This window comes from Gemmatimonas sp. (assembly GCF_031426495.1).
In the GTDB taxonomy this organism is placed as follows: domain Bacteria; phylum Gemmatimonadota; class Gemmatimonadetes; order Gemmatimonadales; family Gemmatimonadaceae; genus Gemmatimonas.
Genome location: NZ_JANPLK010000002.1, coordinates 76653 through 88815, shown reverse-complemented (window position 1 = coordinate 88815; position 12163 = coordinate 76653). Strand labels below are relative to the sequence as shown.

At 65.0% G+C, this 12163-nt stretch carries 11 protein-coding genes; 3 read left to right on the top strand and 8 right to left on the bottom strand.

Annotation, left to right across the window (positions count from 1 at the left end):
• Window positions 1-49: 49 nt before the first annotated feature.
• Window positions 50-2800, top strand: a complete 2751-nt coding sequence (locus RMP10_RS01125; RefSeq protein ID WP_310568678.1) for a prolyl oligopeptidase family serine peptidase — start codon at window positions 50-52, stop codon at window positions 2798-2800.
• Window positions 2801-2805: 5 nt separating this feature from the next.
• Here the strand turns inward: RMP10_RS01125 and RMP10_RS01120 are convergent, their stop codons facing one another.
• On the bottom strand, window positions 2806-3234 hold the full coding sequence (locus tag RMP10_RS01120; RefSeq protein ID WP_310568677.1) for a VOC family protein: 429 nt from the start codon (window positions 3232-3234) through the stop codon (window positions 2806-2808).
• Between the two features lie 44 nt (window positions 3235-3278).
• Between RMP10_RS01120 and RMP10_RS01115 the strand changes: the two genes are divergently transcribed.
• The gene (locus RMP10_RS01115) at window positions 3279-4013 is read left to right on the top strand and encodes a hypothetical protein (protein ID WP_309671732.1); all 735 of its coding nucleotides are present in this window, start codon (window positions 3279-3281) and stop codon (window positions 4011-4013) included.
• A 21-nt stretch (window positions 4014-4034) separates the two neighbouring features.
• On the opposite strand, the gene RMP10_RS01110 is transcribed toward RMP10_RS01115, so the two are convergent.
• Window positions 4035-4559, bottom strand: a complete 525-nt coding sequence (locus tag RMP10_RS01110) for a DinB family protein (protein WP_310568676.1) — start codon at window positions 4557-4559, stop codon at window positions 4035-4037.
• A 106-nt stretch (window positions 4560-4665) separates the two neighbouring features.
• Between RMP10_RS01110 and RMP10_RS01105 the strand changes: the two genes are divergently transcribed.
• Complete coding sequence (locus tag RMP10_RS01105; RefSeq protein WP_310568675.1) at window positions 4666-6645, top strand: serine hydrolase domain-containing protein; 1980 nt, start codon at window positions 4666-4668, stop codon at window positions 6643-6645.
• A gap of 1 nt (window position 6646) precedes the next feature.
• On the opposite strand, the gene RMP10_RS01100 is transcribed toward RMP10_RS01105, so the two are convergent.
• The 6 genes from RMP10_RS01100 to RMP10_RS01075 all read right to left on the bottom strand — a co-directional run bounded on the left by RMP10_RS01100 (window position 6647) and on the right by RMP10_RS01075 (window position 12077).
• The gene (locus RMP10_RS01100) at window positions 6647-7072 is read right to left on the bottom strand and encodes a DUF1801 domain-containing protein (RefSeq protein ID WP_310568674.1); all 426 of its coding nucleotides are present in this window, start codon (window positions 7070-7072) and stop codon (window positions 6647-6649) included.
• Window positions 7073-7131: 59 nt separating this feature from the next.
• Complete coding sequence (locus RMP10_RS01095; RefSeq protein WP_310568673.1) at window positions 7132-7962, bottom strand: alpha/beta fold hydrolase; 831 nt, start codon at window positions 7960-7962, stop codon at window positions 7132-7134.
• Window position 7963: 1 nt separating this feature from the next.
• Window positions 7964-8404 (bottom strand): protoporphyrinogen oxidase HemJ, encoded by a 441-nt coding sequence (gene hemJ, locus RMP10_RS01090; RefSeq protein WP_310568672.1) that lies wholly within the window; start codon window positions 8402-8404, stop codon window positions 7964-7966.
• A 105-nt stretch (window positions 8405-8509) separates the two neighbouring features.
• Complete coding sequence (locus RMP10_RS01085) at window positions 8510-9592, bottom strand: hypothetical protein (RefSeq protein ID WP_310568671.1); 1083 nt, start codon at window positions 9590-9592, stop codon at window positions 8510-8512.
• Between the two features lie 116 nt (window positions 9593-9708).
• Window positions 9709-11466 (bottom strand): M28 family peptidase, encoded by a 1758-nt coding sequence (locus tag RMP10_RS01080; RefSeq protein ID WP_310568670.1) that lies wholly within the window; start codon window positions 11464-11466, stop codon window positions 9709-9711.
• A 53-nt stretch (window positions 11467-11519) separates the two neighbouring features.
• Window positions 11520-12077 carry a prephenate dehydratase domain-containing protein gene (locus RMP10_RS01075; protein ID WP_310568669.1) on the bottom strand — a complete coding sequence of 186 codons (558 nt, stop codon included), beginning with the start codon at window positions 12075-12077 and terminating at the stop codon, window positions 11520-11522.
• Between the last annotated feature and the right edge of the window lie 86 nt (window positions 12078-12163).

Here is a 12163-nt window from a genome sequence, read left to right as displayed (position 1 = left end):
CGTAGCATCGGGCGATCAGCCCGACCGTCTCGCTCCCCAGAACTTCCAGATGACCACTCGGTTTGCCGCTCAATGGTTCGCCGCCCTCGTGCTTCCCGTCGGCTTCGCCTTTCCAGCGATGGCTCAGGGCAAGCCGACGCTCACCGCGCAGGACTACGGCACGTGGGAGTCGCTGACGGCGGCCCGATTGGCACCGAGCGGTCGCTGGCTGGCCTATGGTGTGAATCGGGTGAACGAGGAGAATGAGCTGCGGCTTCGCGGTGGCACGCGCGACACGACGATCGTCGTCCCGTACGGCGTGCAGTCCCAGTTCGCTGCGACGTCGCAGTGGGTGGCGTATCTGATCGGTGTGGCACCCAAGGAACGTGACCGTCTCGTCAAAGAAAAGAAACCGGTGCGCACCGCGTTCGGCGCGCGCAATCTGGACACCGGCGATACGATCGGCATTCCCGACGCCAGCGCGTTCGCGTTCAGCGCCGACGGACAGTTCGTCGCGGTCACCAAGTACGCCGCGGAAGGCAAGAAGAGCTCCGACGTGATGGTGTTGTCGCTGGCGTCCGGCACGCGCCTGGTGCTGAACAACGTGACCGAGCAGGCATGGTCGGGAGTAGGCGCGCAGCTGGCGTTCGCGATCATGGTCGACGGCGCGGCGACGGGCAGTGCCGGCAATGCGGTGCAGTTGTACGACGGACGCATCGGTGCCGTGCACGTGCTCGAGGCGTCCTCGTCGGTGTATCGCGGTCTATCCTGGCGCGCAAACAGCCATGATCTGGCCGCGCTGCGCTCGGTATCGGCAAAAGAGTTTGCCGATACGGCGCATACGATTCTCGCGTGGCGCGACGTCGGCCGTGCGGACGCCGCGGCACCGCGCGTGCTCGACGCGAATGTGGCTCACGCGGTGCCCGCGGGTTTTCGCATTGCCGACTATCGTCGGCCATCGTGGTCGAAGGATGGTCGCACGCTGTACGTGGGACTGCGCACGCGCGAGCCGGTGGCGGCGCTACCGAAGAAGACTGACGAGAAAGTCTCCGACGTCGAGATCTGGCATCCGAAGGATGTGCACGTGATTCCCGAACAGCGCTCGAGCGAACAGCGCGATCTGCGCAGCACGCTGCTCGCGAGCTGGCTACTCGACGCGCCGAGTGTGAAGGCGTTGAGCACGAATATCGCGGAGCAGACTACCGTGCTCGAGGGCGATCGGTTCGCGACCGAGACTGATCGCACCCCCTATCCCTTCGGACAGATGTTCGGGCGTCGCGACCTGGATATCTACACGGTCGATCTGGCTACGGGCGCGCGCACGAAACTGCTCACGAAGATCCGCTACTCCTTCGGTGGTGATCCCACCGGTCGTCGGCATGTCTGGTTTGATGGACGCGACTATTGGGCGGTGGACGTGGCGAGCGGCGCGCGCACCAATCTCACGGCGCGCCTGGCCGGTGGCCGCGTGGACTTCGTGGATCGCGAAGACGACCATCCCATGGATGTGCTGCCGCCCATCGGCACGCCGCTCTGGTCGAAGGATGGCAAGACGTTGCTGGTGAATAGTGCGTACGATGTGTGGGCGTTGGCCCTCGACGGCTCGGGCGGTCGCGCCCTCACCAACGGGGCGCGCGACGGTCTCGAGCATCGCGTGGTGTCGTTCGTCGGCTTCGGTGGGTCGGCGGCCGACCGCGCGGTGGACGTGTCGAAGCCGGTGTATCTGTCGCTGTACGGCAAGCGCAGCAAGCAGAGCGGCTACGCACGGCTCGCCAACGGTACGGTGACGACGCTCGCGCTTGGGGATGCGCAATTCGCCGCGTTAGCGAAGGCGGACAGCAGCGACACGTACCTGTACACGCGTCAACGCTTCGACGAATCGCCCAACGTGTACGTGGCGGCCGGTGACTTAGCCAATGCCAAGGCGATGTCGAACACGAACAGCTTTCAGCGTGACTTCGCGTGGGGCAAGGCCGAGCTGATGAACTTCACCAGCAGCATCGGCAAACCGCTGCAGGCGATTCTGTACTACCCGGCGAACTATGTGCCCGGCAAGAAGTATCCGATGATCGTGTACACGTATGAGCTACTCACGCAGGGATTGCATCGCTACATCGTGCCGCGCGAGAACGACTACTACAACGCGAACGTGTTCACGCAGCAGGGCTACTTCGTGCTGATGCCCGACATCGTGTTCCGTCCGCGTGAGCCCGGCATTTCGGTGCTGCACTCCGTCGAACCGGCGGTGCGCAGCGTGCTCGCGCGCGGACTGGTAGATCCCGCCCGTGTGGGTCATGCCGGACATTCGCAGGGTGGCTATGAAGCGGCGTTCCTGGCCACGCACAGCTCGCTGTTCGCCACGGCCGTGATGGGCGCCGGCATCTCCGACATGGTGAGCTTTGCGGGACAGATGCACTGGAGTTCGGTGCCCGAGTTCGATCACTGGGAGACGGGGCAGTTCCGCATGCAGGTGGCGCCGTGGGAGGATGTGGCCGCGATGACGCGCAACTCGCCGATTACCAAGATTCACGAGATGCGCGCCAAGTCGCTGCTGATCGAGATCGGCGGCGAGGATCCCACCGTGGACATGCGTCAGGGCGTGGAGCTGTACAACTACGCGAGGCGCGCCGGCAAGCACGCCGTGATGCTGCTGTACCCGGGAGAAGGGCACGGACTGGGCAAGAAGGAGAATGCGGTGGATTACGAGCGGCGCATTCTCCAGTGGTTCGCCCACTACCTGAAGGGTGAACCGCCGGCGGCGTGGATCACCGACGGACAAAGCTGGCTGGAGCGGAAGAAGCTGCTCGACGCCAACAAGTAGGTGGCTTACTTGGCCGGCGGATGATCCGGGGCCACGATATATGCCGGACCGAGCAGGTCCCATCGATTGCCTTCGCAGTCCACGAATACGGCCACGGTACCGTAGGCCTCGACGCGAGGCGCGCTGAGGAACGTGACGTTGGCGGCGACCAGCCGCGCGTAGCTGCCGTCGAAATCCTCGACGCGTAGGAAGAAGCCGACCCGGCCAGCGAACTGCTCGCCCACACCGGCGACTTGCCGTTCGCCGTCGGCCTGCGCCAGCAGGATGCCGGTGACTGCGCCGGCGGGGCGCACGACCACCCATCGCTTGGCGCGGCCGTCGTTGGTCAGCGAGGGGACATCCTCGACCAGCTCGAACTGCAGAACGTCCACGAAGAACCGGATAGCCGGGTCATACTCTCGCACCAGCAGTGCAACGAGTTCGAGCTGAGACATGCGTAGGCGCGCGAAAGGGGGCGGTGGACTAGACTTCAGACACGATGACTGAATTCCAAGACGCGACTCGTGACGCCGCCGCGGCGATCACTATTCACAAGATCGCCGTAGAGCGCACGGCCCGGTACGCCACCGCTGGCGCCGAGCCGGCCGACACCACCACGTTGTGGGTGGTGTTTCACGGCTACGGCCAGCTGGCCAGCGAGTTCCTGACCACGTTCGCCCGGCAAGTCCCGAAGGCGACGCGGGTGATCGCCCCCGAAGGGCTGTCGCGGTTCTACCTGGAGCTGCCGCGGGCTGACGGCAAGCATCTCGCGCGCACCGGTGCCACCTGGCTCACGCGCGACGATCGTGAAGACGACCTGCGCGACGCGCTGGGCATGCTGCATGCGGTCGTCGGTCAGGAAGTCGACGCGATTCTCGAAGCGCGCGGTGACGTGCCGGCCATCAAGGTTCTCGGCTTTTCGCAGGGCGTCGCGATGAGCATGCGCTGGGTGGCTGATGTGGCCGATCGGGGTGTGCCTGAGGAGGGAGCCGACGTGGCGACGCACGTGTTGTGGGCGGGCGGACTGGCGCACGATGTGTCGGACGACGCCATGAAGGCCGCATGGAACGGCACGGTGGTGCAGGTCGTCGTGGGGGACAAGGACAAGTTCGCGACCGATTCGTTCCGTCGCACGCTGCGCAAGCGCATCGACGCGATGGGCATCGCCGTGGAGGAGTTCACCTTCGGTGGTGGACACCGCCTCGACGACGACGTGCTACGCAAGCTGCTGTAGCCGCGGTCAGCGTTTTCCGCCTTACCGGTCGAGAATGGGGAGGTATTCGCGCCACGGTCCCACCGCGGCGCGATATTGCTTGGCCATGACGCGCGCAATCTGCGCGAGGTGTCCGAGGTCATGCGCCACCCAGGTGGCGAGCAACTGACGCAGCGTGACGTCGCCGAAGGCCGGATGCTCACCGCGCAGCGCGAGTTGGCTGTCGGACAAGTGCCAGCCCTGCAGTGTGTCGAGACTGGCCGCACGGTGCGCCGTGAACTCGCGCAGCAGCTCCTCCAGCGAGCGCCCCTGACTGGCCTCGAACTGCGCGAAGCGATCGAACGGCGCGAACCGACGGGTGTCACCCTGCGCCAGAATCAGCTGCGCCCGCGGAATCCAGTCGGTGCGCTCGCCATGCAGCAGGTGCCCGACGATGTCGTACGCACTCCACGTGTCGGGGCCTTCGGTGGCAGACGTCCATGCGCTATCGAGACCGTCAAGCAACGCGTGCAACGTGGCCGGCGTGCGGGCGAGGATCGCGCTGCCGTGCGTGATATCGAAGTCCATGCAGTGCCTGGCTGAGGGCCGTCGGGAATGACGGGGTGGTCGCGGTGATCGTATTGGGGATCGTATTATTGGGGCCGAGCGACATTCCTTGTCACGAGGCCCCTTCATGCATCTCACGTATCGCGTAGCCTTGATTGGCGCGCTCCTCAGCGGCGCGACCGATCTCGTGGCTCAGCCGGCCACGCTCAGCGTCGGCCGACCCCTCCGCGCTACACTCGCCCGCGGAGACACCGCACGATACCGGTTCGACGCCGACTCCAATGTCATGGTCCGCGTGATCGTTGACCAGATCAGCGCGAATGCGATGGTCCGCGTGCTCACGCCGCGCGGTCGCCTGCTGCGCGCCGTGAATGCGAGCCCGCGCGGGCTGGAGCGCCTACAAGTCGAGATTGGCGAGAAGGGGCTGCATCAGATCGAGGTCATTCCGGTGGACTCCGCCGTCGGCGACTTCTCGATAACGTTGACGGCGCGTGACGTCTTGTCGAAGGACCCGCGCACGTTCGCGGCGCAGCTGCTCGCGCCCTACGACCGCACCGACGGCCCCGGTGCCGCTGTGGCCGTCTGGCGCGGTCGTCGGACGCTGTTCGCGAAGGGCTACGGCATGGCGAACCTCGCGTACAACGTGCCGTTCCTCGCGACGACACCCACGAATATCGGATCGACCTCGAAGCAGTTCACGGCATTCGCGGTGATGCTGCTGGTGGAGCAGGGGAAGCTGAGCCTGGATGACGATGTCCGGAAGCACCTCCCCGAACTGCCGGACCTTGGCCGTATGGTGACCGTACGGAATCTGCTGACGCACACCAGTGGCTATCGCGAGTTGTACAACGGGCTCTCCTTGGCTGGCCGTCGCTTCGACGAGGGCGATCATATCGAGCGGTCGGAGGTGCTCGGCATCGTGCAGCGTCAGCCGGCGCTGCAGAACATCCCTGGCGCGGAGTTCAACTACAACAACACCGGCTATGCGCTGGCGGCGCTCACGGTGGAGCGCGTCTCCGGCCTGACGTTCCCCGACTTCATGAAGCAGCATGTGTTCGGGCCCATCGGCATGTCGCACACGATGGTGCGCGGCGATCGTCATGGGACCGTCCCCGGCGCGACCGAGGGATACACGCGAGGTACGAACGGCGAATGGCGCACGCTCGGCGACCTCCCGGCCTCGATGGGTGCCGGCGCGATCTATACCACGCTCGGCGACCTGCAGCGGTGGGTTGAGAACTATGCGCATCCGCGTGTAGGAATGGCGGCCAGCATCGCGCAGATGATGACGCCGTTTACGCTCACCACCGGCAAGAGCACCGGCTATGGTATGGGACTGTTCGCCGATACCCAGGGCCCGCTCAAGCGAATCCATCATGGTGGGGCCGATGTGGCGCACCGCTCCATGCTGGCGTACTACCCCGAGATCGACGCTGGGGTGACTGTGCAGAGCAACGATGCCGGCTTCGATTCGCAGGTCGCGTTTCGCATTGCGCAGGCATTCTTCAGTGAGCTCACGCCGGCGTCTGGCGCCAAGAGTGCTGCCACCTTCGCCTTCGACGCGAAGCGCTTCGATGAGTACGTGGGTCGCTATGCGCTCGATGCCGCGCCGCAGTTCATCCTGACGTTCACGCGATCCAGCGACTCGCTATTTACGCAGGCCACCGGTCAGGGCCGGCTACAGCTGACGGCCACCTCAGATTCAGCGTTCGCTATTCGCGGTGTCGAAGCGTCGGTGACGTTCCTGCGCGATGCGGCGCGGAAGGTGGTCGGCCTCACGCTGAATCAGAATGGCGTGCAGCGGGCCACCCGACTGAGCGGCGAGGCGCCGAAGGCATGGTCACCAACGGCGGCGGAGCTGACAGCGTATGCTGGTCGCTACTACAGCGACGAACTGGAGACATACTACACACTGAGCGTGAAGCAGGGTGCCCTGACTGTGGAGAATCGTCGCTCGGCCGCGGTGAAGCTGTCGGCCAGTGCGAAGGACACCTTTGTCGTCGATGCGACCACGCTGTTGTTCGAGCGCGATCGCAATGGACAGGTGATCGGATTCTACGCCGGAAATACGCGCACGCGGGACGTGCGGTTTGCGCGCGTGCGGTGAGCTAGCCTGGATACCGCGCCTGGGTCTCCACAATGGAGCGAGCGATCAACTGCTCGAGCACCGGCAATTGCACATCGGAGAGCCGCCGGATGTAGAGGCAGGCTTTGCCGATCTTGTGCCGCCCGAGCTGTGCCAGCAGGGCGCGGGTCTCGTCCGTGTCATACCCGGCGAGCAGATAGACGCTGATATCGCCCTTTCGTGACGAATAGCCGACAAGGCACGAGTCGCCTTCATGACCGCTGGCATACTTGTAGTGATACTTCCCAAAGCCGACGATACTGGTGCCCCACATGGTCGGCTCGTGTCCACTGAGTCGTTGCATGAGGGCCGTCAGGGCGCGGCAATCCTCGCGGCGCGTGTCGTCGGCGATCGCCGCGAGATAGCTGTCCACGCTGACGGTGGTGGGCTTGGTCTTCGCTTCGTACATCGACGCCTCCGGTCGGGATGTATCAGGAGTTCAGTGGATGAAAAGATATGGTCGGCCGCTCAGACGTGCTCTCCCTTCTCCACGCGCCCGACCCACGATTCAATCGCTGCCGTCACGTGCACCGGCGCTTCCACGCTGCTGGAGTGCCCCGCGTGCGGAATGCGTACCAGCTTCGAGCCGCGAATGGCGGCATGCATGCGCTCCGACTTCAGCGGCACGGTCGCCACATCTTCGTCGCCCACCATGATCAGTGTAGGCGCCGTGATGCGCGAAAGCTCGGGCATGATGGGTTGGCGCTCGATCACGCCATTCACGGCCCGCCAGATGTCGCGGCGATTGCGCGATAGCCGTTCGCGCCACATATCGCGCTCGGCGGCACGCGCCGGATCCGTGAGAAAGGTCCGGCCGAACATGATTGGCATGACCTTGTTCGCGACCATGCGGAGGCCGAACCATCTCGCCACGCGATTGAGCGTGCGATACCTCGGCACGTGCTCCGGGGGCTCGGCCTCGGCGCTCGTTTCCAGTAATACACACGAGCGCACCAGATCGGGGCGACGCGCGGCGAGCCGCATGGCGACGAATCCACCCATCGACAGCCCGACGATATGGACCGGCGCCACGCCGAGCTGCTCGATAAGCGCGACGGCATCGGCATAGCAGTCCTCGATGCTGATAGCGCGAACATTCGGCACATCGCTCTGTCCCTGCCCGCGATGATCCCAAGCAATGCACCGGTAGCGCGAGCGCAGCGCAGTCACCTGCGCGTCCCACATGCGGGTGCTCCACAGCAGGCCGTGGGAGAACAGGACGGGCGGTCCATTGCCACCCGTGTCCTCGACCCAGAGTCGAACACCATTGATGGTGAGATGCCGCCCGTTCGTGTTCACCTCACATGCCCGGTCGTACGATCACGGCGATCACGATGATGAGCAGCAGGATCGTGGGGACCTCATTGATCCAGCGGCACGCCGTCTCGCTGAGCACGTACTCGCCCTGCAGGAACTTCTTGCGCGTCCACGACGCGAGGCCGTGATAGCCGAGCAGGAAGAAGACGGCGCCGAGCTTGGCGTGCATCCACGGCATCTTCAGCAGCGACGGGTTCATTACCAGCATCGCCGTGCCCGCGCCGAGGGCCACGACCATGGCCGGCGTCATGATGGCGCGAATGAGTCGCCGCTCCATGACCTCGAGCGTGGCGGTCACGGCCGGCTCGCTGCGCTTCTGCACGTGGTACACGTACAGGCGGAAGATATAAAACAACCCGGCGTACCAGGCGATAACCGCTATGACGTGTAATGCTTTAACCGAGAGGTAGCCTGTTCCGTTCACGACGCCCCGTTCCTGCGTGAAAGTTGCGTATCGGCAGAGAGGATAGCATATCGCGACACATCCTGCACGCTCCGAGGGTGCGTTCTGTCGCCGCGCGTGCGTGCCCTATTGGCGTTCGCGACGAAGCCGTTCGAGCTCGGCGTCAATCTCGGATGGCAAAAGCAGATTGTCGGCGATCCCGGCGATTTCCTCGGCCTCGCGCCACCGCGCCTCAAGTGCGGCCAGCTCGCCGTCGAGGGCGCGACGCTCGTCGTCCTCGTGGAGGCTCATTTCGAGGGCGAGGCGGACGGTCGGATCGACGAAGCCCAACTGCAGTCGCTGCTGCGAGCGTATCGACCGGCTCTGACTGATCGTCGGCACCAGCAATCCGATGCCCGGCTGGCGCCGCGTCATGAGCGTGACGGCGGAGTCCACCAACTTGCGGTTTCCGCCCGTCTGATTGACCATCGGCAGTATGGTCGCCAAGGCACGAATGGCTGCGTCGTCCTCGATGTCGGAGTAGTCGGAGTGCATGGACGGCCGCGACTTCACGCCGAGCGCTTGGAGAATCGGACCCGTTGTGGCGCGTATCCGATGATCCACGCGTAGCGACCACCGGCCGACTTCGTTCAACATGACGTGGGACTGCGCCGCATCATTTGCCGATAGTCGAAGCAACGCGCCTTGATGGGTACGCACGGTGAGTACCGGGACGCGAGACCGGTACATGCTTCGACTGAGGTTGGCGAATTGCGCGAGATTGGTCAGCGAGATCAACCCGATCGATGCGAAGCCGCTGTAGTCACTGAACGAGATCCCGGCGCCGAGGAGCTGCACGCCGGCGTACCCCCAATGCCACGCGAGTTCCTTGCGATGCCGTGTCTTGAACACGCCACCATATCGCCACGCCGCGAACTCGGGGAGCATCGGCTTACCGATGCGTACGAGCTCCGTGCCTTCTTTCAGTCGCGCGAGACCAATGTGCTCAGTAGCGGACCGCAGCTTCGTATCGCGATACGCGCGCTCGGCCTCGTCGATCGCCTCCCAGCGACTCTCGAGCGGCGTGAGGTTCCAGCGAGCGCATGTGGGGCAGATGACCCAGAGCCGTCCCTTAGCGGCGTCGAAGGCGAGGCGACGACCGACGGGAAAGTGTTCAATGGAGTCATTGCGGCCGAGGGCGCCGCTGCAGAACAGGCAGGTGGAATACACGGGGTGAGTCTACGGCTGGTGCCGTGGGTCGGATAGGCTGTTGGTTCACGCGAAGAGCGCGAAGGGTCGCGGCCCTTCGCGTGCTTCGCGTGAACCTCCGGTGCCGCCGCAAGCACTCAGAACCCGTACAGAGCCGCCTTGCGTACCCGATCCTTCGCCGCGCTCAGCGCCGCGCCAAGCTCCATCGGACCGACGGCGATATCCGGAATGCGATCGATAGCGCCGAGGTAGAAGTCACGCCACGCGTCGATGATGTGATGCTCGGTCTCTACCGTGCCGCCACGCGACAGTGTGTCGCGGCCGAGGGCTTTCTGTGTGGCGAGCTCCTTCTCGGCCGCGCGGGTGAGTTCTTCCAGCGCCGCGAGTACGACGGGGCGCGAGCCGTCGGCAAGCAAGAGGCCCGTGGTCAGCGCGCACGAGCCCACGTTGCCCAGCGACGCGGCGCTGACCATGTCGATGCGATCGAGGTCGGTGTGATAGTGCTGGTCGGTGAAGTGCCAGAGTAATACGGCGGGGATCTGCGCGTTCAGGAACGGCGTGTGATCACTGCCGCCTTCGAACGGATTGGCTTTCACCACCCAGCCGGTCTGTGCGGCGCGGTCGAGGCAGCGCTGCCGAACGAAGTCGTTGAACCAGTGCGGGCGGATGTCCTTCTCGGCCAGTGGTCGTCCGCCCCACTCGCTGTGCTTGTCCTCGCCGCGCACCCAGACGGCGCTCGGATCGGGCATCTTCTCGATCAGGAACGTGCCACCGGTTTTCGCCGTGTTCTCGCCGACCATGTCGAGGGACATGCCCCACTTCACGCCGGTGCGACGCACGCTGTCTTCCTTGATGAACCGATCGGTTGAGCGAATTTCGTCGCCCCACAGGAACGTCAGCGTGCGCTTCGGATTGGCCGTGCCGGCTTTCACCAACTGCGCCGCAACGCGCGCCATCTCAGCCAGCGTACCGACACCGGTGGCATTGTCGTTGGCGCCCGGCTCCTGCACGTGCGCCGAATACATGAAGCGCTCAGACGGTACGGACGCGCCACGGATTTCGGCCACCAACGTGCGCTCGGGCCGACTCTCCAACAGCGTCTTCACGACCACGTGCACACTGACCGGCCCGCGCGTGAGCGCCGACTTGAGCGCATCGCGCGACTCCCGCGACACGAACAGCAGCCAGCCTGGCGTGAGCGTGTCACGTGCAATGCCAGTGAACTGAATGGACGTGATGTTCTTCGACTGCTGGTTGTATTCGGGCAGCTTCTGCGCCGCGAGCACACCGGCGGCACCCTTCTGCATCGCACGCACGAAGATCGATCGCGCGTTGCCCTCGGCCAGCACGATCTTGCCCTTCACATCGACCGCGGCGAAGTCGGCTTCGGCACCAGCACCCACGTCGACCACGGCGGCGGTCACACCCTCCGGTGCCGTGGATACGGAGTTGATGGCGATCATGTTCAGATTCTTCGGCCACGACTGCAGTGGCGCCGCCTGACCAACGATCGTGATCGATGCGCCTTCGGGCGTCCAGGCGAGGTCGCGCATGGGTCGCGACTCGACGCGATACACGAGACGCGCCGTCGGCGACGCCGTGGCTTCATCGACGTAGCCGGCCACCCGCAGCAACGACGCGACGGTATCGATCGCGAGGTCGAAGCCGCGATTGCCCGGCAACCGGAAGTAGCGCTGCACGTAGTCGACGGTGCGGAAGGCGCGCTCGCCGCTGATGCCGGCGGAGACGGCCCGGGTAATCGGGGCCATTGCCGGCGAGAGTGCTGACGGTTTCGCGACCGGCTTCCTCTGCGCTAGGACAGAACCGGCGGGGAGCGCAAAGGCGAGCAGGGCGACCGCGCGCGCGGGCCGGGAGAAGCGAGGGAAATAGCTCATGCACGGATGTTCGGCGAAAACCCGCGTCCTGTCGAGTGGCACTCCGTCGAGTGCTACGTGGACGCGCTGATCACCAGGAAGCGCGTCCAGTTGGCGGGCACGTCTTCGATGTGCCGCGCAATGATCTCGAGATCGTAGCGCTCGGCCGCCATCTCGCTGGCCACGGCGCCCACCGTGCGCTCGCCCAGTTCGGCCACCATGCGAGCGGCGCCGGCGGTGTCGTCGTGCGGTGCGGGCTCGAGCCAGCCGTGACGCGCAAAGAAGATGCGGCACTGCGCGAGCGCCACGGCATGACTGTGTACGTTGCGCAGCTCGGCCAGCGAGGCGCCACGCGGGGCGAGTAGGCAGAGGTGAATCGGCACCCGCAACTCACTGCGCTCCACCACCTCGATACCGGCGCTGCGCAGTGCGTCGAGCGCCACCTTCACCGCCCCGATGATGGCATTCTCCACCGGAATCACCCCGTACTCCGCGGCCCCACTGCGCACGCTGGCGATGGCATCGGGGAAGGTGCGGCAGGGGACCGGGGTTGCGCCGTTCGGCCATTGCTGGCGGATTGCGACCTCACTGAAAGCGCCCATCTCACCTTGGAAGGCGACGCGTGGAATCATGGATTCAAGATATTGACTTGGGGATGTACTCACCGTAGCCTCCATGGTATGACGCGTCACCGCTCCGCTCGTTATTGGTATTATAC